This is a genomic window from Ottowia massiliensis (genome assembly GCF_900240305.1).
Lineage (GTDB): Bacteria > Pseudomonadota > Gammaproteobacteria > Burkholderiales > Burkholderiaceae_C > Ottowia > Ottowia massiliensis.
The window spans coordinates 2105308-2127399 of sequence record NZ_LT964854.1 but is presented as its reverse complement, the minus strand read 5'-3'; the positions used below and the strand labels follow the sequence as shown (position 1 = coordinate 2127399).

Sequence of the window (22092 nt, the reverse complement as noted above, 5' to 3'; positions counted from 1 at the left end):
ATGTCATCAACCCAATCTCTTTCCATCGGCATTGCGGGCGCGGGCCTGCTGGGGCGCTTGCTGGCGTGGCAGCTGTCGCGCGCGGGGCACCGCGTGAGCGTGTTTGACGTGGCCCGTGGCCCCGGCCCCGTGTTCCGCAGCCAGGCGGACGATTCTGATGTGCCCACGGCGGCAGGTTTCACGGCGGCGGGCATGCTCAGCCCGCTGGCGGAGCTGGATACGGTGGAGCCTGCCGTGGCGGCGCTGGGCTGGCGCTCCATCGCCCTGTGGCGCGACATTGCCGCCGCGCTGCCGCAGCGCCCCATGTTCCGCAGTGAGGGCAGCCTGATGCTGGCCCACCGCGAAGACCTGGGCGCGGCGCAGCGCGTGCTGGAGCGCCTGCGCACGGCCTGCGAAACCCAGGCCTGGCAAAACCTAAGCCCCCCCGAAGGCGTGCAGCCGCTGGAGCTGGCGCGGCTGCGCGAGCTGGAGCCTGCCTTGCAAGGCCCCGCGCACGCCTGGCTGCTGCCGGGCGAAGGGCAGCTGGACGCCGTGGCCATGATGATGGCCCTGCACGACGACAGCCCTGGCGCGCAATGGCACTGGAGCCGCCCCGTGCGCTGCGTGGAAGAAAACGGCACGCTGCACTTTGCAGACGGCGGCCAGGCCGCGTTTGACGCCGTGATCGACACGCGCGGCGTGGGCGCGCAAGCCAGCCGGCAAGGCGCATGCGCCAGCGCATCGCCCGTTTTTGACGTGCGCGGCGTGCGCGGCGAAGTCATCTGGCTGCAAGCGCCCGCCCACGGCCTCACGCGCCTGACACGCCTGCTGCACCCGCGCCACGGCGTCTACATCGTGCCGCGCTCGCCCGATCTGCTCTTGATTGGCGCCAGCGAACTGGAAACCGAAGACCGCAGCCCCGCCAGCCTGCGCAGCACCGTCGAGCTGCTGGCCGCCGCCCACAGCGCCATGCCCGCCCTGGCCGAAGCGCGCATCCTGCGGCTGGACGTGAACCTGCGCCCCGCGCTGCCCGACAACAACCCCTGCACCGAATGGCGCGGCCGCTGCCTGCGCATCAACGGCCTGTTCCGCCACGGCTGGCTGCTGGCCCCCGCGCTGACCGAGCAGGCCATGCAACTGACAGGCTGGCTGAAATAAGAGCCTGTTCAGAGAGCCTGGCCGTGAGAGGCCAAAACGCGGCCCCGGGATGGGTTGCAACGCCGCAAAGCGCCCGGATCCGCGCTTTTCGCGCCCACGGACAGGCTCCGAACAAGCTCCAGGAGCGCAACGCGGCAAGCTGGCAACGTGAAATACACGGCGTATTCGCTACTCTATTCATAGCAATACGTCTTAGTCGAAACTGCGCAAGGCGGTATTTCGACCCCATCAAATTCGCTCTTGTTTTTGATGCCGCCCGACGGGCTGGCTTCAAGAGACCTTCTGCGCCCGGCAGCCGCTTGGCACGGCCAAGCAGCCCGGCTCAATCGCGTGAAACGGGCAAACCCTTGAGCTTCATGCCCGCCTGTAGCTTGCGCTGGCCGAACCAGCCTTGATTCACTTCCAGCACATAGCGCACGGGGCGGCTGGAGCAGTGCGTGTTCTCGTCCAGCGGCTGCATGTCAGCCAGATTGACGATCACGCCGTCATCTGCCACAAAGGCGGCAGTCAGGGGAATGAGGGTGTCCTTCATCCAGAAGCACTGCACGCCAGGCCGCTCGAACACGAACAGCATGCCTTCGTGCTCAGGCATGCTGCGCCGGTGCATCAGGCCCACCTGGCGCTGCCAGTCGGTTTGCGCCAATTGAACATTGATGTGATGCATGCCGATAGTGAGCGTCGCGCGGGGCAAATCCATTTGCGGCGCAGGCGGCGTGGCTTGGGCGCAGGCCAAAGCGGGGCAGAGCAAAGCGGCGGAAATCAGGGTTTTCATGGGTGAAACTCGAAAAAAGCAAAGCGGCTCCAGGCAAAGCTGGCCGCTAAAATCGCGCGTGGCCTTGCAGGCGCGAAACGCGCCGCAAACAGGCGGGAAATTGCAAAGGCCCGCGCCATTTTCCTTGTTTTTACCGGAGAGATGATTCAATGTACCAGCACATCAAAGTGCCAGCCCAGGGCGAAAAAATCACGGTCAATGCCGACATGTCACTGAATGTGCCGGACCAGCCCATCATTCCCTATATCGAAGGCGATGGCACTGGAGTAGACATTACCCCCGTCATGCTGAAAGTAGTGGACGCGGCCGTGGCCAAAGCCTACGGCGGCAAGCGCAAGATTCACTGGATGGAAGTCTATGCAGGCGAGAAATCCACCAAAGTCTATGGCCCCGACGTATGGCTGCCTGACGAAACCCTTGAAGCCGTGCGTGACTACGTAGTTTCCATCAAAGGCCCGCTCACCACGCCCGTGGGAGGCGGCATCCGCAGCCTGAACGTGGCCCTGCGCCAGCAGCTTGATCTGTATGTGTGCCTGCGCCCCATCCAGTATTTCAAGGGTGTCCCCTCGCCTCTGAAAGCGCCGGAGAAAACCAATATGGTGATATTCCGCGAAAACAGCGAGGATATTTATGCCGGCATTGAATTTGAAGCCGGGTCTGAAAAGGCGAAAAAAATCATCAAGATATTGCAGGACGATTTTGGCGTAACCAAAATCCGCTTTCCTCAAACATCAGGCATCGGCATCAAGCCCGTATCGCGTGAAGGCACCGAGCGCCTGGTGCGCAAAGCCATTCAATATGCCATTGACAACGACAAGCCCAGCGTGACGCTGGTGCACAAGGGCAACATCATGAAATTCACCGAAGGCGGGTTCCGCGACTGGGGCTATGCCCTGGCCAAGCGTGAATTCGGAGCGGTGGAAATTGACGGCGGCCCGTGGTGCAAGTTTGCCAACCCCAAAACAGGCAAGGAAATCACCATCAAGGACAGCATTGCCGACGCCTTCCTGCAACAAATCCTGCTGCGCCCTGCCGAATACAGCGTCATTGCCACGCTCAACCTCAACGGCGACTACATCTCTGACGCGCTGGCCGCGCAAGTAGGCGGCATCGGCATTGCTCCCGGCGCCAACCTGTCAGACACAGTCGCCATGTTTGAGGCCACGCACGGCACGGCCCCAAAATACGCAGGCAAAGATTATGTGAACCCTGGCTCTGAAATCCTGAGCGCCGAAATGATGCTGCGCCACATGGGCTGGACGGAAGCGGCCGATCTCATCATCAGCAGCATGGAAAAATCCATTCTGAGCAAAAAAGTCACCTACGACTTCGCCCGCCTAATGGAAGGCGCCACGCAAGTGAGCTGCTCCGGTTTTGGTCAAGTGATGATCGAAAACATGTAACAACTCAGCCGGTTGCCAGGAAAACCCCGTTCTCGAATAGAGACCGGGGTTTTTCTTTTCTGATTCGGCCGTGCGGCAGAAACTGCTCGCACTTCCTATGCCAACAGCGCCTTGCGCTGCTGCTCGGCCAGCCAGCGCGCGCGGCTGACGGACATGAGAATGCCCAGCGCCACGCCCAGCGTCACCATCGCCGTGCCGCCGTAGCTGATGAAAGGCAGCGGCACGCCCACCACGGGCAGCACGCCGCTGACCATGCCGATGTTCACGAAAGCGTAGGCAAAGAAGATGGTGCTCACCGCCGCCGCCAGCAGCCGCGAAAACAGCGTGGGCGCCACAGCGGAAAGGGCCAGCGCGCGCAGCACCAGGCACCAGAAGCCAAAAATCAGCAGCAGGTTGCCCGCCAGGCCGAATTCTTCGGAAAAGGCGGCAAAGATGAAATCGGTGGTGCGCTCGGGAATGAACTCTAGATGCGTCTGCGTGCCCTGCATGAAGCCCTTGCCGTGCAGCCCGCCCGAGCCGATGGCGATCATGGCTTGCAGGATATGAAAGCCCTTGCCCAGCGGGTCGCGCATGGGGTCCAGCAGCGTGCACACGCGCTGGCGCTGGTATTCGCGCAGCACGTGCCAGTCCACCCCGTCGGCGCAAAGCTCATCGCCAAAAAACACGATGCCCGCCACGCCCGCCAGCGCCAGCGCCACCGGCGGCAGCACCCAGCGCCAGGGCAGCCCGGCGAAAAAAATCACGGCCAGGCCGCTGGCCATCACCAGCAGCGCCGTGCCCAGATCAGGCTGCTTCATGATGAGCGCCACCGGCACGGCCAGCAGCGCAAAAGCGCCCGCAAAGTCCACCGCCCGGCTGCGCCCCTGCCCCTGCCGCCACTGAAACCAGCAGGCCAGCATGAGCGGCACGGCAATCTTCATGATCTCGCTGGGTTGAATCACCACGCCCACATTCAGCCAGCGCTGCGCGCCTTTTTTGGTGATGCCAAACAGCGCCACCGCCACCAGCAGCAGCACGCCCGCCGTGTAAACCGGCACGGCCAGCCGCATCAGCCGCTGCGGCGGCGCTTGCGCCACCACGAACATGATGGCCGCCGCCAGCAGCATGTTGCGCCCGTGCATGACAAAGCGCGTGCCGTGGTCAAAGCCGGAGGAATACATGATGGTCAGCCCCAGCCCCGCCAGCAGCAGCACGGCGGCCAGCAGCGGCCCGTCAAACCCCCGGAACATGGGCAGCACGCGCTGCCACCAGGGCGGCGTGTCAAAAGCAGTGGCTTGCATGGATGAAAAAGCAAAAGCGCAAAAGAAAAACGGCGGCGGCAGGCGGCCTGATTATGAAATAGGCGGCAGGAATCGCTCTTAATTCAATAGCGCAAAGTCCTGGTGAGATGGCGCGAAAGCCGTTTTTCACTCGTCAGATTTGCGCCTCTTATTGAGTGAAGTTTTTCTGCTTTCTTCAGGGCGCAGGTTCTGCCTGGCCGTTGCTGCGCCAGCAAGGCGGCTTTCGCCAGCCGTTCTGGGGCCTGCTCGGAGTTTGTCTGTGGAGACGAAAACATGGCCTCGAACACTCTTGGCCTTGCAAGTCTCAGCAGGCTACAAGACCTCCCGTTTGCGTTTTGCAGCGCATCCCGATTCCTGCGCTTTTGCGCCCCATGGCCAGACTGCAAGCAGGATCAAAGAAGGAAAGCTGCCGCGATTAGCTCCTCTATCCATAGCATGATGTCCTAGTGGAGCTTGCGCAGGAAGGCATTTCAGCCCCCTCAAATTTGCTCCTCCTTTTGAGTTCAATCAGGCTGGCGGGGCCGCTTTGTGAGCTGGTTTTCAGCTTTGCCCGGCAGACAGGCGGGCCTTGTGGCGCGCGATTTGCGCTTGCACCTGGGCGGGGGCCGTGCCGCCCAGGGTGTTGCGTGCGTTCAGGGCGGCTTCGAGGGTGAGGGCCTTGTCGTAGACGTCGGCTTCGATGCGGGGGTCGAAGGCTTGCAGGGTTTCCAGGGGCAGCTCGGCCAGGTCCACGCCTTGCTGCTGCGCGGCTTTGACGGCGCGGGCCACGGTTTCGTGGGCGTCGCGGAAGGGCAGGCCTTTTTTCACCAGGTAGTCGGCCAGGTCGGTGGCGGTGGCGTAGCCCCGGCTGGCGGCCTGGCGCATGGCGGCGGCCTGGACGGTGATGCCGCCTTCGCGCGCGCCGGTTTGCGCGTTGGGCTGGCCGCCGATCATGTCGGTGAAGATGCGCAGGGTGTCGCGCACGGTGTCCACGGTGTCGAAGAGGGGTTCCTTGTCTTCCTGGTTGTCTTTGTTGTAGGCCAGGGGCTGGCCTTTCATGAGGGTGATGAGGCCCATGAGGTGGCCGGCCACGCGGCCGGTTTTGCCGCGCGCGAGTTCGGGCACGTCGGGGTTTTTCTTCTGCGGCATGATGGATGAGCCGGTGGTGAAGCGGTCGGCGATGCGGATGAAGGCGAAGTTCTGGCTCATCCAGAGCACGAGTTCTTCGCTCAGGCGGCTGATGTGCACCATGACGAGCGAGGCGGCGGCGGCAAATTCAATGGCGAAGTCGCGGTCGCTGACGGCGTCCAGGCTGTTTTGGCACACGCAGGGCCGGCCTTGTTCATCGACCATGCCCAGCGCGCGGGCGACGCTTTCGCGGTCGAGCGGGTAGGTTGTGCCCGCCAGGGCGGCGCTGCCCAGGGGCAGCTGGTTCACGCGCTTTCTGACGTCTTGCATGCGGGCTTCGTCGCGGGCGAACATTTCGACGTAGGCCAGCAGGTGGTGGGCGAAGCTGACGGGCTGGGCCACTTGCAGGTGGGTAAAGCCGGGGAGGATGGTGTTCACGTTGCGTTCGGCCACGCTGATGAGCGCGGTTTGCAAGTCGCGCAGCAGGCGGCTGATGAGGTCGATTTCGCCGCGCAGCCACAGGCGGATGTCGGTGGCGACCTGGTCGTTGCGGCTGCGGCCGGTGTGCAGGCGCTTGCCGGCGTCGCCCACGAGCTGGGTCAGGCGCGCTTCGATGTTCAGGTGCACGTCTTCCAGCGCCAGCTTCCATTCGAACTGGCCGGTTTCGATTTCGCGGCGGATTTGCGCCATGCCTTGCTGGATGGCGGCCAGATCGGCGGCGCTGATGATGCCTTGTGCGGCCAGCATGCCGGCGTGGGCCAGGCTGCCGGTGATGTCGGCTTCGGCCAGGCGCTTGTCAAAAAAGACGCTGGCGGTGTAGCGCTGCACCAGCTCGCTCATGGGTTCGGAAAACAGGGCGGACCAGGCTTGGGATTTCTTGTCGAGTTGGTTGCTCATGGGCTTTCGGGGAAAAAAGCAGGGTAGGGCTGAAAAAGAGATTTGAAAAACAAACGCGCCCAAGCCGGAAAAACGGCGAAAAAAAATGGCAAAAGCGGAAAAAGGCGGCGTTTGCAGGGCTGGCGCTTGTTGTGGTTATCACAAATAATTGACACACTTTCCTGTGTGTTGCAAAGCCCGTGAAAGATTCGCAAATTTTATCGACCCTCACAGGCCGCCAGCGCAGCGCGCGCGCCGTGGCTGCGGCGGCGGCGCGCGCCGAGACGCCGCTGGTGTTTGACGTTTGCCGCGCGGGCGTGGTGCTGCGCGCCGTGCTGGGGGTGCAGGCGGCGCAGGCGGCGGCGCTGCTGTTCATGCCGGGCGGCGCGCTGGAGTGGCTGCTGCGCCTGGCTTTTGTCACGGGCGGCACGCTGCCGGCCACGCTGCTGTGGCTGGTGGCCGGGTGCAGTTTGAAAAAACCGCTGGCGCGCCTGCCCGTGCAGGCGCAAATGGCGGCGGGCGTGGCGCTGGGCGCGCTGGCAGGGCTGGCGGCCTGCGCCATTCTCATGGCGCTGACGGTCGATGTGCGCGCCGCGCCGCCCTGGCTGGCCAGCGCCGTGGCCGGGGCGCTGCTGGCGGCCGTGCTGACGGCGGCGCTGATGTGGCGCGTGCGCGGCCGCGCGCCTGCGGCCACCACGGCGCGGCTGGCGGAGCTGCAATCGCGCATTCGCCCGCACTTTCTGTTCAACACGCTCAACACCGCCATCGCCCTGGTGCGCGGCGAGCCTGAAAAGGCCGAGCGCGTGCTGGAAGACCTGGCGGACTTGTTCCGCCACGCTCTTGCCGAGCAGGGCGACAGCGCCACGCTGGCGCAGGAAATCGAGCTGGCGCGGCGCTATCTGGACATTGAGCAGATCCGCTTTGGCGAGCGCCTGCGCGTGCAGTGGTCGCTGGATGCGCGCACGCTGGCCGCGCGCCTGCCGCCGCTGATCTTGCAGCCGCTGGTGGAAAACGCCGTCAAGCACGGCGTGGAGCCTAGCCCCAGCGGCGCGCAGCTGCGCGTTTCCACGCGCCTTCGCGGCCAGGTCGCCGTGATCAAGGTCACCAACACCGTGCCTGCCGGCCAGGGCCGCAAGGGCCACGGCATCGCCCTGGGCAATGTGCGAGACCGCCTCAAGCTGCTGCACGACATGGAGGGCAGCTTCAAAACCGCCCTCATCGGCGATCTCTACCAGGCCCGTCTGGAAGTGCCCATGACCACCGCGCAAATCCGCGCCGCACAGGCCGCGTCTTCTTCCCGCCACCACTGAAAAGGCCACCGCCGACACCCGCCATGAACAAAACCGCCCAGCCCAAAGCCGGCAAGCCAAAAGCTGGCAAGCCCGAAACCGGCGAGCCAGAAACCGGACAGTCCGAAAAGCCCCTGCAAGTTCTCGTCGTGGATGACGAACCCTTGGCGCGCTCGCGCATGCGCAGCCTGCTGGGCGATTGCCGCAACCCCCGCGCCGAATTGGCCGCCGAAGCCGCCAACACGCCTGATGCGATGGATTTGCTGGTGCGCCAGCGCTTTGACGCGGCCCTGATCGACATTCACATGCCCGGCGCCAACGGCATGCAGCTGGCCCGCCAGCTCAATGCCTTGCCCGCGCCGCCGCCCTTCATCTTCGTCACCGCCTACGCCGAGCACGCGCTTGACGCCTTCGAGCTTGACGCCGTGGATTACCTCACCAAACCCGTGCGCTGCGATCGCCTGGAAGCCGCCTTGCAAAAGGCCGTGCGCGCCCGCCTGGCGCGCGCCGCCCAGGGCGACGCGCTGGACGGGCAATGGGTGCTCATTTCCGAGCGGGGCCGCGCCCAGCGCATACCGCTGGCCGAAGTGCTTTATTTCAAGGCGGAGCAGAAATACGTCACCGTCCGCACCGTCGCCGCCAGCTATGTGCTGAACGACAGCCTCAACCAGATTGAAGCCAAGTACCCGGGGCGCTTTCTGCGCATAAACCGCAACGCTCTCGTGCTGCCCGCCGCCATGCGCGCCATCGTGCGCCAGCGCGACTTCATCGACGGCGAAAGCTGGGCCGTGCGCCTGGCTGGCGTGGATGAGCTTCTGACCATCTCCCGCCGCCAGGTCAGCGCCGTGCGCCAGGCGCTGGGGCAGGAGTGAATGGCGGGTGAAGGCATCAGAGCCTGCCCGGAGCCTGTTCGTAGGCGCGAAAAGCGTGAACTGGGGCGCTCCAGGGCCTTGCAAGCGCCACGCCGGGCCGCCTCTGCGGCCCGCGTGCGGTCTGCCGCCTTGCAGCCCGGCCCGATCCGTTCTTTTGCTCCTTGCGCTCAGGCTCTGAACAGGTTCCTGGAAACAGGTCAATTTAGCTCCTTTATTAATAGCATTACGTCCTAGTAGAAACTGCGCGGAACGGTATTTCAACCCCCTGAATTTGCTCCTGTTTTCATTACTTTCCGGCGTCTTTGGCAGCCCGTCAGCAGGCTGGGGCAGACTGCATGCGAGCAATGGAACACCGCGTTTACCCTCTGGTCATGCATCTCTTGCGATAGTAGGATTCGCCCCTCTGGGCCGCGCTGCATCCGGGAGCAGCGCTTCTGGCTGAATGCAGCGGCCCAGCCGTTTTCGACTTCCTCTCAACCCAGGTCACAGGCAGTATCAAATGGCCGTCTCCGTACGCATGAATCCGGAGCTCGAGAAAGAGCTTGAACTCGCCGCCCAGAGCAAGGGCATTACCAAATCGCAATTCATCATTGACGCCGTGGAGCACGCGCTGGGGCGCAAAGACCCCTATCAGCTGCTGCTGCAAGTGCGCGCCGAAATGGACCAGGCCCTGCAAGGCGAGGCCATGAACGAAGCCCACGGCGCCACGGCGGCCTCCCCTTACGACACAGGCCGCACCCGCGCCGCCCTGATTGCCAAGCTGAGGGCCAAACATGGCCTCGGCACTGATTGACGCCAGCGCCCTGGCGGCGCTGTTCGGGCGCAACCCGATCCAGACACAGAAGTACGACGAGCTGCTGGCGCTGGCTTCGCTGGAACACTGGGCGCTGGCCACCACATGGCCCTGCGTTGCCAAAGCCTGCGCCCTCATTGCGCCGCCCGGCCGCTTCGCCCTGCTGAACTGGCTGGGCAAGGAAGCCATCTTCATCTTCCCCTTTGAGCAGGCGGCCCTGCTGGACTTCTCCGCGCTGATGAAGCGCCACACCCAGCCCCCGAAAGACGAAGCGGGCCAAAAAGGCGGAGAAAGCGAAATGGACCTGGCCGAAGCCTCGCTCTACCGCCTGGCCGTGGAAACGGGCGTGACCCGCATCATGACGCTGGACGGCCTTGACTTCGCCCGCTACCGCCTGCCGGACGGGCGGCAGTTTGAAATTCTCTGAAGCCCGCCGCCGGCATGACCGCCCCCGCCCTGTCGCCGCAAGACCTGCAAGCCATCGCCAGCGCCGCCCCCCAGTGGCGCGGCGGCAATGTGGCGGTGGTGCAAACGCCCCATGCGGGCCGCGTGGTCGTCAAAAGCATGCGCGCGCCACGGCACCCGGCCCGCTACCGGCTGCTGGGCGCGCTGGCCGGGCTGCTGGGCGCACCCTACCTCAAAACCGCGCCGCTGCTGGGCGGCGCGGCCGGGCAGGCGCTGGAAGTGCGCCGCCTGCGCGCCCTGCATGCCGCAGGCGTGCGCGTGCCGCAGGTGCTGCACGTGGCACCAGACCACTTCGTCATGCAATGGCTAGGCCCGGGCGACCTGGCCGCCGCCTTGCGCCAGCGCCACCCGCAAGCGGCCGCGCTGTGGCGTGAAGGCGGCGAAGCGCTCACACGCATTCACTGCGCGGGCCAATGCCTCAGCCAGGCCTTTGCCCGCAACATGATCGTGAGCGAAACAGGCGCGCTGGCCGGAATGATCGACTTCGAAGACGACCCCCTGCAAGTCATGCCCCTGGCCGACGCGCAAGCGCGCAACTGGCTGGACTACCTGCACAGCACCCTGTGGCTGGCCCCCCTGCCCCAGGCCGAGGCGGACGCCTGCCTGGACGCCTGGATGCAGGCTGCGCCCGCCGCCACGCGCGCCCGCTTCACCCACGCCTGCCAGCGCCTGGCCTGGCTGCGCGCGCTGCCCACGCATCGCCGCTGGGGGCGCGACACCGTCTCGCTGCAAGCCGCCGCCGCCGCCGCCCGCCGCTTTCTGGGCAGGCAGGCGGCGCCATCCGCGTGAAGCGCGCCCGGCTAACCCGCCATGAGCGCCATGCTTTTCAAACTGCCCATCCACGCCGCCCCCGGCGCCCGGCGCACCGAGGCGGCAGGCGCCCACGGCGCGGCCCTGCGCGTGCGCCTGGCCGCCCCGCCCGTGGACGGCAAGGCCAACGCCGCGCTCATCGACTGGGCTGCCCGCGCCTTCGGCGTGCCCAAGGCCAGCGTGCAACTGCTGCACGGCGCGGCGGGCCGGCAAAAAACCCTTGGCATCACCCTGGCAGACGAAAAAGCCCTGCAAGCCGCGCAGGCGCTGGTGGCGACTTGGATGAAGCCAGACGCCTGAAAGCCTGCCGCCCCACCTTCCCGCAGGCAAAACCCAAAGCGCCGGCCCTCAGCCTGCGCGCTGGATGAAATGCCAGCCCGCCTTCCAGCCGCCAGATCGCATGGCCTGAACGCATGACTTGGGGAGCCTCAAAAACAGAAGCAGATTCAAGGGGCCAAAAATGCCATCCGCGCAGATTCCACTAAGACATCATGCTATTGATTTAGAAGCAAATCAACGCGCTCGTCACGGCCCACCCGCTTTTGCGCCGCTCTTGTCCCTTCACTGCCCGCGCCCTGCCCCGCTTTGCCCGTCGGTCAAAACCAAACGGCAACGCTGATTCCGCCCAAGCGCGGCCTCTGGCTCAGACGGCCTTGCGGCCCCTCCAGCCGCTTGCGCCGGGGCGGGCGGTTGGAGGAGCAAGCGCGCTCTTGGCGAATCAGCGGAAATCGCGGGCGATCAAAACGCCTTGCTCCAGCACGATGTAGAGATTGCCGTCTACGCCGTATTTCAGGTGCTGCACGGGCGGCAAAGCAAACTGGTCTGGGTGCTTGACAAAATCGTCCAGCGAGGCCGGCACGCGGGTTCCCGTCAATTGTTTGATCACCCCCTGGCTGGATACGCGATACAAAACGCTGGAGCCGCGATCGGCCCACCGGGCTGCCAGCACAATCTCATTATCTAGCACCGTAAAGGCGATCACCTTTCGTGGCCTGGGAGTGAACTCGGCCCTCTCATCTGGCCTTAAATCGATATCGGTTTTCGAGCCATCCGAAAGCCGGTGCCATACAAATGACTTGGAGCTTGTTTCCTCCAGCGCATGAATATGGCCCTGGCGGTCGGCATCCAGCGTCCGGATATTTTTTCTGTAGCCGTCCAGCGTTTTGACTTCGCCGCTGCTGCTGATGGTGCGAATGCGCGTGTTATCGCCACCGTCAATCACGTAAAGCAGGCCGGAAGCATCGGCTTCCAAATCATGCGGCGCCTGAAACTGCGCCATTTTGCCGCGCCCGTCTACAAAGGAATCGGGCCTTTTGCCCGGCATGCCTGCCAGCAGGTTGTTTTCGCCCGCCGCATTTCCTTCATATTTGAAAATGCCCGGAACGAAATAATTCCATGCGCCGGCCCTGTCATACCAGTCCAGCCTTTCTGCGCTCAGCGCACGGTTGTATTTGAATCTCGCGGCGGCATAGCCCGCCACGTAGAATGCGCCGGTTTTCTCGTCACGGTAAAAGCCGCCGGGAAACCTTGCCATGGCGCCCTGCCGCTCCAATACTTCCGGGCTGAAAAGCGAGAGCGCCGTTTCCACTTTTCCGCCGCTCAGTTTCCTGATTTTCGGCGGCATTTGCCGCGCCTGCTGCGCAGGGGGCGTGGAAAAATCATCTTTCAGGCAGTCGTCGCCTGTTTCGGCCAGATAAATCGCATCCTTGTCAACAACAATGCGCTCCAGATAGGAAAACCGCGCTTCGCTGGCCGAACCGTCCATGGACTGGCAATGATTCAGATCAGCCATGGCCGTGCCTGTCAGCAGCTCGAATTTGAGCTGGGCATTTGGCTGTAGCGTCGGCGTCGGTGTTGGCGTCGGCGTCGGTGTTGGCGTCGGCGTCGGCGTCGGCGTCGGTGTTGGCGTCGGTGTTGGCGTCGGCGTAGGACTCGACGTCGGTGTTGGCGCTTCAGGCCCCGAATCGCTGCCGCCGCAGCCTGTCGCCAGGCAGGCGGCCAGCACAGCCGCCATCAGGGCGCTGCCGCAATGCCATGTTTTAGTAACCATAATTTTAGTAGCCATAAACTTCAACCTCCGAATAAGAAAGCCACGATGCCATATTGGCCGCTTCAAGCATGATGTAGCGGTAATTGCCGCTGGCAGGAATGTAATAGGGCGTCAGGTCAAACTGATCGGTCGTATTTTGTAGGCGATGGGATTCGCAGGTATTTCAGCCCTGGCTTTGCCCGTTCGACAAAACAAAATGGCAACGCTGATTGCGCAAATTCCGCCCAGGCGCGGCCTCTGGCACAAACGACCGTGCAACCCTTCAGCCGCTTGCGCCGGGACGGGCGGCCAAAGGGGCAGGCGCGCCAGCGGCGAATCAGCGGAAATCGCGGGCGATCAAAACGCCTTGCTCCAGCACGATGTAGAGATTGCCGTCCGCGCCGTATTTCAGGTGCTGCACGGGCGGTAGACGGAATCGTTCCGGATGCTCCAGAAAATCCTGCGGCGTGGCGGGAGCCTGCTCACCCGTCAATTGGGTGGCCACGCCCTGGCTGGAGACGCGATACAGAGTGCTGGGGCCGCCTGTCACCGTGTGGGTCGCCAGCACAATGCCATCGCCAACCACCGTAAAGGCATCCACTGTTCGCAGTCTGGGAGAAAGCTCGCCCACCTCATTCGGCCTCAGTCTGAAATCAATTTTCGAGCCATCCGAAAGCCGGTGCCATACATAACTTGAGCCACTGACTATTTCCTCCAGCGCATGAATATGGCCCTGGCGGTCGGCATCCAGCGCCCGGATATTTTTCCTGTAGCCGTCCAGCGTTTTGACTTCACCGCTGCTGCTGATGGTGCGAATGCGCGTGTCATCGCCGCCGTCAATCACGTAAAGCAGGCCGGAAGCATCCGCTTCCAGATCATGCGGCGCCTGAAACTGCGCCATTTTGCCGCGCCCATCCACAAAGGAATCGGGCCTCTTGCCCGGCATGCCTGCCAGCAGGTTGTTTTCGCCCGCCGCATTTCCTTCATATTTGAAAATGCCCGGAACGAAATAATTCCATGCACCGGCCTTGTCATACCAGTCTGATATTTCGCTATTTGGCCCATAGTTATAGATGATTCGTGTGGCCGCATAGCCTGCCACGTAAAACGCGCCGCTTTTTTCATCGCGATGGAAACCGCCGGGATACCTTGCCATGGCGCGCTGCCGGGCTGGTGAATCCGGGTTATACAGAGAAAGCGCCGTTTCCACCCTTCCCTTGCTCAGTTTCCTGATTTTCGGCGCCACCTGCCGCGCTTCCTGATCGGGCGTCATGGCGGCTGGCACAGGCGTGGAGAAATAGCGCCTCTCTGGGCAGGCGCCGCCTGTTTCCGTCAGGTAAATCGCGTCCTTGTAAACAACAACGCGCTCCAGATAGGAAAACCGCGCTTCGCTGGCCGGGCCGTCTGTGGACTGGCAATGCTTCAAATCAGCCTGCGCCACGCCCGCCAGCAGCTCGAATTTGAATTTGGCATTTGGCTGTGGCGTAGGCGTGGGTGTCGGAGTAGGCGTAGGAGTTGGCGTCGGCGTGGGTGTTTCAGGCCCCGAATCGCTGCCGCCGCAGCCCGCCGCCAGGCAGGCGGCCAGCACAGCCGCCATCAGGGCGCTGACAGAATGCAATGTTTTAGTAGCCATAAATTTCAACCTCCACAAAAATATGAAAAAACAAATGCCCGGAATTCAAGGCGTATTGCACGCAAAGAATGCCGGGCTGCTGAATCAGCGGAAATCGCGGGCGATCAAAACGCCTTGCTCCAGCACGATGTAGAGATTGCCGTCTACGCCGTATTTCAGGTGCTGCACGGGTGGCAAAGCAAACTGGTCAGGGTGCTTGACAAAGTCGTCCAGCGAGGCTGGCGGGCGGGTTCCCGTCAATTGTTTGATCACCCCCTGGCTGGATACGCGATACAAAACGCTGGCGCCGCGCTCAACCCATCGATCCGCCAGCACAATCTCATTGTCAAGCACCGTAAAGGCGATTACCTTTCGTGGCCTGGGAGTGAACTCAGCCCTCTCATCTGGCCTTAAATCGATATCGGTTTTCGAGCCATCCGAAAGCCGGTGCCATGCAAATGATTTGGAGCTTGTTTCCGCCAGCGCATGAATATGGCCCTGGCGGTCGGCATCCAGCGCCCGGATATACCACTGCCGGTAGCCGTTCAGCGTTTTGACTTCGCCGCTGCTGTTGATGGTGCGAATGTGCGTGTAATCGCCGCCGTCAATCACGTAAAGCAGGCCGGAAGCATCAACTTCCAGATTATGCGGCGCCTGAAACTGCGCCATTTTGCCGCGCCCATCCACAAAGCCGCGATCATCCAAAAGAAACTCGGGCCTTTTGCCCGGCATGCCTGCCAGCAAGTTGTTTTCGCCCGCCGCATTTCCTTCATATTTGAAAATGCCCGGAACAAAATAATTCCATGCGCCGGCCTTGTCATACCAGTCCATCCTTTCTTTGCCCATCATGTGGTTGTATTTGAATCTCGCGGCGGCATAGCCCGCCACGTAGAATGCGCCGCTTTTCTCGTCACGGTAAAAACCGCCGGGAAACCTTGCCATGGCGCCCTGCCGATCCAATACTTCCGGGCTGAAAAGCGAGAGCGCTGTTTCCACTTTTCCACCGCTCAGTTTCCTGATTTTCGGCGGCATTTTCTGCGCCTGCTGCGCAGGGGGCGTGGAAAAATCATCTTTCAGGCAGCCATTGCCCGTTTCGACCAGATAAATCGCGTCCTTGTAAACAACGATGCGCTCCAGATAGGAAAACCGCGCTTCGCTGGCCGGGCCGTCTGTGGACTGGCAATGATTCAGATCAGCCATGGCCGTGCCTGTCAGCAGCTCGAATTTGAGCTGGGCATTTGGCTGTGGCGTGGGCGTCGGAGTTGGTGTCGGCGCAGGACTCGGAGTTGGCGTAGGAGTTGGTGTGGGGGTTGGCGTGGGTGTTTCAGGCCCCGAATCGCTGCCGCCGCAGCCCGCCGCCAGGCAGGCGGCCAGCACAGCCGCCATCAGGGCGCTGCTGGAATGCCATGTTTTTGCAGTCATCAACTTTCACCTCCGAATCAGAGTAAAAAAAAACAAAAACCGGGACGCCAAATTGGCCGTTTCAGGCATGGAGCAAAGTCATTGCCGCTTGCAACATCTCGTTTCTAACATGCGCACGCGATTCTGCGACGGCATTATTGATATGCAAAGGCTTGTTCCCGGAGGCTTCATTCGTATTGACAAATATTAAATTCGCCGTCTTTGACTTGACCCAAGTCAAAATAAAGCCAAAACCGCAGCTTCAATGCTTTGATTGAAATCAAAAAATGGGTATTGCTCCGCCCATAAGGTATGCCCTCATTTCAGCCTTGATGGAGGATGACCACGATGGAGACAGCCGAAGCCGCGCGCCCGCAGGCCGATGCCGCAAAAAACGCTGCCGCAAAAAATGCCGATGCCGCGCCAGAGCTGAAGGCGCCGGAGCTGGTGTGCCCTGCCGGCAGTCTGCCGGCGCTCAAAGGGGCGATTGACGAGGGGGCCGATTGCGTTTATCTGGGCCTGCGCGATGCGACCAATGCGCGCAATTTCGCGGGGCTGAACTTTGATGAAAAGGCCATTCTCACGGGCCTGGCTTACGCGCACGAGCGCGGGCGCAAGGTGCTGATGGCGCTGAACACTTACCCGCAGGCGAGCAACCCCGCGCCCTGGAAGGCGGCGCTGGACAAGGCGGCGGCCTGGGGGATTGACGCGGTGATCCTGGCCGACCCGGGGCTGATGCGCTATGCCGTGCAGCGCCATCCTGATTTGCGGCTGCATTTGTCGGTGCAAAGCTCGGCCACGAATCACGAGGCCATCAATCTCTACCGCGATCAGTTCAACATCCGCCGCGCGGTGCTGCCGCGCGTGCTGTCGCTGGAGCAGGTGCGGCAGGTGACGCAGCGCACGCCGGTGGAAATCGAGGTGTTCGGCTTTGGCAGCCTGTGCGTGATGGTGGAGGGGCGCTGCGCGCTGTCGTCTTACGCCACGGGCGAGTCGCCCAACACGCACGGCGTGTGTTCGCCCGCCAAGGCGGTGCGCTGGGCGCAGACGCCCAAGGGGCTGGAGTCGCGCCTCAATGGCGTGCTGATTGACCGCTACGGCCCCAATGAGAACGCGGGCTACCCCACGCTGTGCAAGGGCCGCTTTGACGTGGCCGATGAGCACGGCTACTACGCGCTGGAGGAACCCACCAGCCTGAACACGCTGGATTTGCTGCCCCAGCTGGTGCAGATGGGCGTGCGCGCCATCAAGATTGAAGGCCGCCAGCGCAGCCCGGCTTATTCGGCGCAGGTCACGCGCGTGTGGCGGCAGGCCATTGACCACTGCATGGCGCAAAGGCACCTGTACACGCCCAAGACCATCTGGCTGACCGCGCTGGATCAGGTGGCAGAAGGCCAGCAGCACACGCTGGGGGCCTATCACCGTTCATGGAAATGAAGCGAAAGGAAACGGCATGAGCACTGAAGCAGCGAACTTTCCCCCCGTAGGCGGCGGCAACGGTGGCGGCAATGGCGGCAGCGATGCGCCGCCGCCCTCCATCCTCTCTCACGTTTCGCTGGGCACCAACCGCTTTGAGGAGGCCGTGGCCTTCTACGACCGCGTGCTGGCCACGCTGGGCGTGGGCCGCGTGATGGACTTGAGCGCGCAGCGCGCCGTGGCCTATGGCCGCGCCTTCCCCGAGTTCTGGGTGCAGGCCCCTTGCGACGGGCAGCGCGCGCAGGCGGCCAATGGCGTGCACGTGGCTTTTCTGGCCGCTTCGCCGCAGCAGGTGCAGGCTTTTCACGCCGCCGCCCTGGCCGCAGGCGGCACGGATGACGGCGCGCCCGGCCCGCGCCCGCACTACGGCCCGCAGTACTGGGGCTGCTTCGTGCGCGATCTGGACGGGCACAAGATTGAAGCCATGGCCTGGCTGCCCGCCGCGTGATTTCGCGGCCTTGTTCCGGGCCATTTTTCGCTCCTCGATCAATCGCACGATCTCCCCGCCAATTGGGCGGGGATGCCGTTTTTTGATGCCCTGAATTTGCTCTTTTTTGCTGTTTCCGGGTGCGCCGCCTGTCCGCTTGTCCATCAAGCCGCGCCGCGCCCCGCAGGAATTTTCCGCAACCCTCCCCACGAAAAAACCATGCAACTCGCCCTTGGCCCCCTGCTTTACTACTGGCCGCGCCTGACGGTGTTTGACTTCTACCAGGCCGCCGCCGAATGGCCCGTGGACATCGTCTATCTGGGCGAGTCCGTCTGCTCGCGCCGTCACGAGCTGCGCCTGTCTGACTGGCTGGACATTGCCCGCATGCTGCGCGACGCGGGCAAAACGCCCATCCTCTCCACCATGGTGCTGCTCGAATCTACGGCGGATGTGGGCAACATGCAAAAGCTGGTGAACAACGGCGAATTCATGGTGGAGGCCAGCGACATGGGCGCCGTGCGCGGCGTGGCGGGCAAGCAGCCTTTCGTGGCCGGGCCGCACCTGAACCTGTTCAACGCCGACGCGCTGGAGTGGATGGCCAGCCTGGGCGCCACCCGCTGGGTGATGCCGCTGGAGATGACGCGCGAGCAGCTGGCCACCGTGTTGCAAGGCAAGCCCGAGGGGCTGCAAACCGAGGTGTTCGCCTTTGGCCGCCTGCCGCTGGCCTTTTCGGCGCGGTGCTTCACGGCGCGGCACTACAACCTGCCCAAGGATGACTGCGGCTTTCGCTGCATTGAACACCCGGACGGCCTGCTGCTGAACACGCGCGAGGGCGAGGCCTTTCTCACCATCAACGGCATCCAGACCCAGTCCGCCCGCATCCACAGCCTGCTGACCGACATGCCCGATCTGCTGGCCCTGGGGGTGGACGTGCTGCGCCTTTCGCCCCAGTCGCAGCACATGGATCAGGTGGTGGCCGCCTTCGACCACGCCCGCCACGAAGGCCGCGCGGCCCCCGGCGCGCTGGACGCCCTGCGCCCGCTGCTGCCCGCCGCCCCCTGCAACGGCTACTGGCACGGCAAGCCGGGCATGGACCTGGTGCTGACGGCGTAAAGCGCGGCAAGCCTGCGGCAGATGATGATGCAAAGGCTGGCGAATCCCGCCCTTGAATTCCGGCTCGCATTTCACTCCTTCATTTCGCTCCTTCATTCATAGCAATACGTCCTAGTGCAGATTGCGCAAGCGCCCTTTTTCACAGCCTAAATTTGCTCCTTCTTTTGATGCAAACCATGCCTGACCACGCCCGTCAGCGCCCATTGCCGGTTTTCAGGCCGCCATGCGGCGAGACAATCGCTGCCTTGCCCGCCTTTTCATTTAAGCCATGACCGCCACCCCGCCCTGCCCTGCCGCCCCGCCGACCGCTTCCATCGCCCTGGTCACCGGCGCCACGGCCGGGTTCGGCCAGGCCATCAGCCGCGCACTGCTGCAAGCGGGCTGGCGCGTCATTGGCACGGGCCGCCGCGCAGACAGGCTTGAAACCTTGCGGGCGCAGTGGCCTGAAGCCTTTTGGCCCCTGGCGTTTGACGTGGCCGACCGCGCCGCCGCCCAAGGCGCCCTGGCCAGCCTGCCCGCCGCCTGGCAAGACGTGGACCTGCTCGTGAACAACGCGGGCCTGGCGCTGGGCCTGGAGCGCGCCGACCAGGCCAGCCTGGACGACTGGGACCGCATGATCGACACCAACATCCGGGGCCTGGCCACCCTCACCCGCCTGCTGCTGCCGCAAATGGTGCGGCGCAACCGGGGCTACGTCATCAACATCGGTTCCATCGCGGGCGACTGGCCCTATCCGGGCGGCAACGTCTATGGGGCCACCAAGGCGTTTGTCAAACAGTTCAGCCAGAACCTGCGCGCCGATCTGGCGGGCACGGCCATCCGCGTCAGCAACGTGGAGCCGGGCCTGTGCGGCGGCACCGAGTTTTCCAATGTGCGCTTCAAGGGCGACGATGAACGCGCCACCAGCGTGTATGCCGGCGTGCAGGCCATCAGCCCCGAAGACATCGCCCGCATCGTGCTCTGGCTGGTGCAGCAGCCCCTGCATGTGAACGTGAACCGCATTGAAGTCATGCCCGTGGCGCAAAGCTTCGCGCCGCTTTCCGTGGCGCGCGGCTAAGCCCTATCCCATTTCTTTCCATCCCTTCACTTTCCAAGGAAACCGCCATGCAACAGGCCATCTCCGCTTCCGCCGCCACGCCGCCGGCCGCCTACACCCTGCCCGCGCCCGTGGGCGCGGCCCTGTCGCTGCTGCCTGCCTACCCAGGCTCCATGCTGCTGGTGGCCGCCATCAACCTGGCCCTGGCCAGGCATCTGCCCGAAGACGTCACGGCCCTGCTCGAAGGCAAGCGCCTGGCCATTCGCGTGCGCGACGCGCGGCTGGACTTTGACTTCACCTGGCAAGGCGGCAAATTTGCCCCCTGCGCGCGGCACGCCGAGCCAGACCTGGCCATCAGCGCCAACGCGCAAGACTTCGTGCTCCTGGCCCAGCGCAAGCAAGACCCCGACACGCTCTTTTTCAACCGCCGCCTCATCATGGAAGGCGACACCGAACTGGGCCTGGTGGTGAAAAACGCGCTCGACGCGCTGGAGCTGCCCGTGCTCGACCCGCTGTACTGGACGCCCCAGGCCGTCTTCACCCGCCACGCGCCGCAGCCCCTGCAAGACCTCGTGCAGCGCCTGCCCAAGCTGCCGCTGCCGCCGCTGCCGCCCTTCATCCGCAAGCCCTGAAACGAAAACCCAAGCGCCATGCCCGCCCACGACCCATCCCTGCCCCTGGTCTACTCCTGCTCCGGCTGCTCCAGCGCCGCGCAGCTTGCCAACCACGTCGCCGTCAAGCTTGACCGGCGCGGCCTGGCTGAAATGTCGTGCATCGCCGGCGTGGGCGGCGACGTGCCCTACCTCGTGAAAATCGCCAAATCGGGCCGCCCCATCGTCGCGCTCGACGGCTGCGCGCTCGTGTGCGTGAAAAGCAGCCTCGCGCGCCACGGCATCGCGCCCGACCGCCACTACCAGCTCCAGCAATACGGCGTCAAAAAGCGCACCCACGAAGACTACGACCCCGAGCAGGCCGCCCAGGTGCTCGCCCAGGTTGAGGCCGATCTGGCCGCACAGCCCCTGCGCCCGCCGCAGGAAACGGCCGCGCCGCCCGCCCAGGCCGAAAGCGGCGGCCCGGCGCGCCCTTGCCCCGCCCCCCGCGCCGCCAGCACGCCCGAGCCATCCCGCGCGCCGCATGCCGAACGCCATGAAACCGCAGCCGCCTGAGCGCGCCTGCGCCCGCCGCCTCATCGTGGGCATCTCCGGCAGCAGCGGCGCCACCTACGGCCTGCGGCTGCTGCAAGCCCTCAAGAAAACCGGCCTGCAAGTGCACCTGGTCATCACCCCCGCCGGCTGGCTCAATTTGCGCCACGAAACCGGCGTGACCGACACCCAGGCGCTGCAACTGGCCCACACCCTGCACGCCAGCACCAACCTGGCCGCCAGCATCGCCAGCGGCTCGTTTCAGACGATGGGCATGATCGTCGCCCCCTGCTCCATGCGCACCCTGGCCGCCATCGCCCACGGCCTGGGCGACAACCTGCTCACCCGCGCCGCCGACGTCACGCTCAAAGAGCGCCGCCGCCTCGTGCTCATGACGCGCGAATCGCCCCTGAGCCTTATTCACCTGCGCAACATGACCGCCGCCACCGAAGCGGGCGCCATCATCTGCCCGCCCATCCCCGCCCTCTACCAGCGCCCTGCCAGCATCGACGAAATGGTGGACCACAGCGTGGCCCGCGCGCTCGACCTGCTGGGCCTGCCCCAGGGCCTGGCCGGCGAGTGGGAAGGCTTCTAGCGCCTGTGCGCAGCCCGGCCCCAAAAAGAACGGTTCGGGCAGGCCGGGCGCAGGCCCAGCGGAAGCGGCTATTTTTCGCTCCCGAATCCATAGCGTCATGTCCTGGTGGAACGGGCGCAAAAGCCTTTTTGACCCCCTTTGTATTCGCTCCTGTTTCTGATGCAGCCCCCGCTGGCGATCCGCCGCCTGAGCGCCTGTCCGCAATCTGCCTGCGGGCGCCAAAAGCGCGGTCTCGGGCACTCTCGGGCGCTGCAAATGCCTCGCCAGCCGCAAGGCCCGTTTGCGGTTATCGCCTTGCAGCCTGATTCCGCCCCTTTCACCCCCTTCGCCCCTCTCATTCAAACCTTGAACAGACTCTTGGCGCAAAGCGAAGGGCCGCCCTGCGCTGATCAGCGCAAGCCGTCTTTCCTCTGCCCTTTCTCCACCGCCCGCCTTGCGCGCGGCAGCCTGGCGAAAA

At 63.9% G+C, this 22092-nt stretch carries 22 protein-coding genes; 16 read left to right on the top strand and 6 right to left on the bottom strand.

All coding sequences use genetic code 11. From position 1 onward, the window contains the following. A complete protein-coding gene (locus C1720_RS09530) occupies positions 1 to 1137 on the top strand; it encodes an FAD-dependent oxidoreductase (protein ID WP_050714566.1) in 1137 nt (378 codons plus the stop codon). Between the two features lie 322 nt (positions 1138 to 1459). On the opposite strand, the gene C1720_RS09525 is transcribed toward C1720_RS09530, so the two are convergent. Continuing rightward, positions 1460 to 1909 carry a DUF192 domain-containing protein gene (locus C1720_RS09525; protein WP_102284031.1) on the bottom strand — a complete coding sequence of 150 codons (450 nt, stop codon included), beginning with the start codon at positions 1907 to 1909 and terminating at the stop codon, positions 1460 to 1462. 149 nt (positions 1910 to 2058) lie between these two features. Here C1720_RS09525 and icd point away from each other — a divergent pair, with 149 nt between their 5' ends. Continuing rightward, positions 2059 to 3312 carry an NADP-dependent isocitrate dehydrogenase gene (icd, locus tag C1720_RS09520; protein WP_050714568.1) on the top strand — a complete coding sequence of 418 codons (1254 nt, stop codon included), beginning with the start codon at positions 2059 to 2061 and terminating at the stop codon, positions 3310 to 3312. A 95-nt stretch (positions 3313 to 3407) separates the two neighbouring features. Here icd and rodA read toward each other — a convergent pair whose 3' ends face one another. Both rodA and argH read right to left on the bottom strand, forming a co-directional pair. Next, positions 3408 to 4592: a rod shape-determining protein RodA gene (gene rodA, locus C1720_RS09515; protein WP_050714569.1), complete on the bottom strand. Its 1185-nt coding sequence runs from the start codon at positions 4590 to 4592 to the stop codon at positions 3408 to 3410. A 540-nt stretch (positions 4593 to 5132) separates the two neighbouring features. Further along, positions 5133 to 6596 (bottom strand): argininosuccinate lyase, encoded by a 1464-nt coding sequence (gene argH / locus C1720_RS09510; RefSeq protein ID WP_102284030.1) that lies wholly within the window; start codon positions 6594 to 6596, stop codon positions 5133 to 5135. Between the two features lie 179 nt (positions 6597 to 6775). Between argH and C1720_RS09505 the strand changes: the two genes are divergently transcribed. The 6 genes from C1720_RS09505 (at position 6776) to C1720_RS09480 (ending at position 11104) form a co-directional block, all read left to right on the top strand. Continuing rightward, the gene (locus tag C1720_RS09505) at positions 6776 to 7885 is read left to right on the top strand and encodes a sensor histidine kinase (protein WP_439650753.1); all 1110 of its coding nucleotides are present in this window, start codon (positions 6776 to 6778) and stop codon (positions 7883 to 7885) included. Between the two features lie 23 nt (positions 7886 to 7908). Next, positions 7909 to 8736: a LytR/AlgR family response regulator transcription factor gene (locus C1720_RS09500; RefSeq protein ID WP_102284029.1), complete on the top strand. Its 828-nt coding sequence runs from the start codon at positions 7909 to 7911 to the stop codon at positions 8734 to 8736. A gap of 499 nt (positions 8737 to 9235) precedes the next feature. Next, a complete protein-coding gene (locus C1720_RS09495; protein ID WP_102284028.1) occupies positions 9236 to 9529 on the top strand; it encodes a toxin-antitoxin system HicB family antitoxin in 294 nt (97 codons plus the stop codon). Then, on the top strand, positions 9510 to 9956 hold the full coding sequence (locus C1720_RS09490) for a PIN domain-containing protein (RefSeq protein WP_102284027.1): 447 nt from the start codon (positions 9510 to 9512) through the stop codon (positions 9954 to 9956). Before C1720_RS09495 ends, C1720_RS09490 begins: the two co-directional genes overlap by 20 nt. A 14-nt stretch (positions 9957 to 9970) precedes the next feature. Then, on the top strand, positions 9971 to 10783 hold the full coding sequence (locus tag C1720_RS09485; RefSeq protein WP_102284026.1) for a BUD32 family EKC/KEOPS complex subunit: 813 nt from the start codon (positions 9971 to 9973) through the stop codon (positions 10781 to 10783). Between the two features lie 21 nt (positions 10784 to 10804). After that, on the top strand, positions 10805 to 11104 hold the full coding sequence (locus tag C1720_RS09480; RefSeq protein WP_102284025.1) for a DUF167 domain-containing protein: 300 nt from the start codon (positions 10805 to 10807) through the stop codon (positions 11102 to 11104). 418 nt (positions 11105 to 11522) lie between these two features. Here C1720_RS09480 and C1720_RS14015 read toward each other — a convergent pair whose 3' ends face one another. The 3 genes from C1720_RS14015 to C1720_RS13765 form a co-directional block, all read right to left on the bottom strand. Next, positions 11523 to 12818 (bottom strand): NHL repeat-containing protein, encoded by a 1296-nt coding sequence (locus C1720_RS14015; RefSeq protein ID WP_199171036.1) that lies wholly within the window; start codon positions 12816 to 12818, stop codon positions 11523 to 11525. Positions 12819 to 13170: 352 nt separating this feature from the next. Then, the gene (locus C1720_RS13770) at positions 13171 to 14106 is read right to left on the bottom strand and encodes a hypothetical protein (RefSeq protein ID WP_158241690.1); all 936 of its coding nucleotides are present in this window, start codon (positions 14104 to 14106) and stop codon (positions 13171 to 13173) included. Positions 14107 to 14550: 444 nt separating this feature from the next. Continuing rightward, entirely contained in the window at positions 14551 to 15645 is a 1095-nt protein-coding gene (locus C1720_RS13765; RefSeq protein WP_102284024.1) for an NHL repeat-containing protein, read from the bottom strand. Between C1720_RS13765 and C1720_RS13760 the strand changes: the two genes are divergently transcribed. From C1720_RS13760 to C1720_RS09425, 8 genes are all read left to right on the top strand, one after another. Continuing rightward, positions 15644 to 16057, top strand: a complete 414-nt coding sequence (locus C1720_RS13760) for a hypothetical protein (protein ID WP_102284023.1) — start codon at positions 15644 to 15646, stop codon at positions 16055 to 16057. The two genes, C1720_RS13765 and C1720_RS13760, sit on opposite strands and share 2 nt — an antisense overlap. Before the next feature lie 137 nt (positions 16058 to 16194). After that, the gene (gene ubiU / locus C1720_RS09455) at positions 16195 to 17283 is read left to right on the top strand and encodes a ubiquinone anaerobic biosynthesis protein UbiU (protein WP_199170990.1); all 1089 of its coding nucleotides are present in this window, start codon (positions 16195 to 16197) and stop codon (positions 17281 to 17283) included. 16 nt (positions 17284 to 17299) lie between these two features. After that, positions 17300 to 17770: a VOC family protein gene (locus C1720_RS09450; protein ID WP_369406071.1), complete on the top strand. Its 471-nt coding sequence runs from the start codon at positions 17300 to 17302 to the stop codon at positions 17768 to 17770. A gap of 198 nt (positions 17771 to 17968) precedes the next feature. Further along, on the top strand, positions 17969 to 18862 hold the full coding sequence (locus C1720_RS09445; RefSeq protein ID WP_102284614.1) for a U32 family peptidase: 894 nt from the start codon (positions 17969 to 17971) through the stop codon (positions 18860 to 18862). 268 nt (positions 18863 to 19130) lie between these two features. Next, the gene (locus C1720_RS09440; RefSeq protein WP_102284021.1) at positions 19131 to 19919 is read left to right on the top strand and encodes an SDR family oxidoreductase; all 789 of its coding nucleotides are present in this window, start codon (positions 19131 to 19133) and stop codon (positions 19917 to 19919) included. Positions 19920 to 19966: 47 nt separating this feature from the next. Then, entirely contained in the window at positions 19967 to 20530 is a 564-nt protein-coding gene (gene ubiT / locus C1720_RS09435; protein ID WP_050714580.1) for a ubiquinone anaerobic biosynthesis accessory factor UbiT, read from the top strand. Between the two features lie 18 nt (positions 20531 to 20548). Further along, on the top strand, positions 20549 to 21064 hold the full coding sequence (locus C1720_RS09430) for a putative zinc-binding protein (protein WP_102284020.1): 516 nt from the start codon (positions 20549 to 20551) through the stop codon (positions 21062 to 21064). Then, positions 21045 to 21635 carry a UbiX family flavin prenyltransferase gene (locus C1720_RS09425; RefSeq protein WP_102284019.1) on the top strand — a complete coding sequence of 197 codons (591 nt, stop codon included), beginning with the start codon at positions 21045 to 21047 and terminating at the stop codon, positions 21633 to 21635. Before C1720_RS09430 ends, C1720_RS09425 begins: the two co-directional genes overlap by 20 nt. The last annotated feature ends 457 nt before the right edge of the window (positions 21636 to 22092 follow it).

What these genes read in the sequence shown, in the direction of transcription:
- C1720_RS13760 (WP_102284023.1), top strand. Translation starts at nt 15,644, where the DNA reads ATGGCCGTGCCTGTCAGCAGCTCGAATTTGAGCTGGGCATTTGGCTGT.
- C1720_RS13770 (WP_158241690.1), bottom strand. Translation starts at nt 14,106, where the DNA reads ATGACGCCCGATCAGGAAGCGCGGCAGGTGGCGCCGAAAATCAGGAAA.
- ubiT (WP_050714580.1), top strand. Translation starts at nt 19,967, where the DNA reads ATGCAACAGGCCATCTCCGCTTCCGCCGCCACGCCGCCGGCCGCCTAC.
- C1720_RS09440 (WP_102284021.1), top strand. Translation starts at nt 19,131, where the DNA reads ATGACCGCCACCCCGCCCTGCCCTGCCGCCCCGCCGACCGCTTCCATC.
- rodA (WP_050714569.1), bottom strand. Translation starts at nt 4,592, where the DNA reads ATGCAAGCCACTGCTTTTGACACGCCGCCCTGGTGGCAGCGCGTGCTG.
- C1720_RS09425 (WP_102284019.1), top strand. Translation starts at nt 21,045, where the DNA reads ATGAAACCGCAGCCGCCTGAGCGCGCCTGCGCCCGCCGCCTCATCGTG.
- C1720_RS09525 (WP_102284031.1), bottom strand. Translation starts at nt 1,909, where the DNA reads ATGAAAACCCTGATTTCCGCCGCTTTGCTCTGCCCCGCTTTGGCCTGC.
- C1720_RS09450 (WP_369406071.1), top strand. Translation starts at nt 17,300, where the DNA reads ATGAGCACTGAAGCAGCGAACTTTCCCCCCGTAGGCGGCGGCAACGGT.
- C1720_RS09430 (WP_102284020.1), top strand. Translation starts at nt 20,549, where the DNA reads ATGCCCGCCCACGACCCATCCCTGCCCCTGGTCTACTCCTGCTCCGGC.
- C1720_RS09485 (WP_102284026.1), top strand. Translation starts at nt 9,971, where the DNA reads ATGACCGCCCCCGCCCTGTCGCCGCAAGACCTGCAAGCCATCGCCAGC.
- C1720_RS13765 (WP_102284024.1), bottom strand. Translation starts at nt 15,645, where the DNA reads ATGGCTGATCTGAATCATTGCCAGTCCACAGACGGCCCGGCCAGCGAA.
- C1720_RS09490 (WP_102284027.1), top strand. Translation starts at nt 9,510, where the DNA reads ATGGCCTCGGCACTGATTGACGCCAGCGCCCTGGCGGCGCTGTTCGGG.
- ubiU (WP_199170990.1), top strand. Translation starts at nt 16,195, where the DNA reads ATGGAGACAGCCGAAGCCGCGCGCCCGCAGGCCGATGCCGCAAAAAAC.
- icd (WP_050714568.1), top strand. Translation starts at nt 2,059, where the DNA reads ATGTACCAGCACATCAAAGTGCCAGCCCAGGGCGAAAAAATCACGGTC.
- C1720_RS14015 (WP_199171036.1), bottom strand. Translation starts at nt 12,818, where the DNA reads ATGGCGGCTGTGCTGGCCGCCTGCCTGGCGACAGGCTGCGGCGGCAGC.
- C1720_RS09445 (WP_102284614.1), top strand. Translation starts at nt 17,969, where the DNA reads ATGCAACTCGCCCTTGGCCCCCTGCTTTACTACTGGCCGCGCCTGACG.
- C1720_RS09500 (WP_102284029.1), top strand. Translation starts at nt 7,909, where the DNA reads ATGAACAAAACCGCCCAGCCCAAAGCCGGCAAGCCAAAAGCTGGCAAG.
- C1720_RS09495 (WP_102284028.1), top strand. Translation starts at nt 9,236, where the DNA reads ATGGCCGTCTCCGTACGCATGAATCCGGAGCTCGAGAAAGAGCTTGAA.
- C1720_RS09530 (WP_050714566.1), top strand. Translation starts at nt 1, where the DNA reads ATGTCATCAACCCAATCTCTTTCCATCGGCATTGCGGGCGCGGGCCTG.
- argH (WP_102284030.1), bottom strand. Translation starts at nt 6,596, where the DNA reads ATGAGCAACCAACTCGACAAGAAATCCCAAGCCTGGTCCGCCCTGTTT.
- C1720_RS09480 (WP_102284025.1), top strand. Translation starts at nt 10,805, where the DNA reads ATGAGCGCCATGCTTTTCAAACTGCCCATCCACGCCGCCCCCGGCGCC.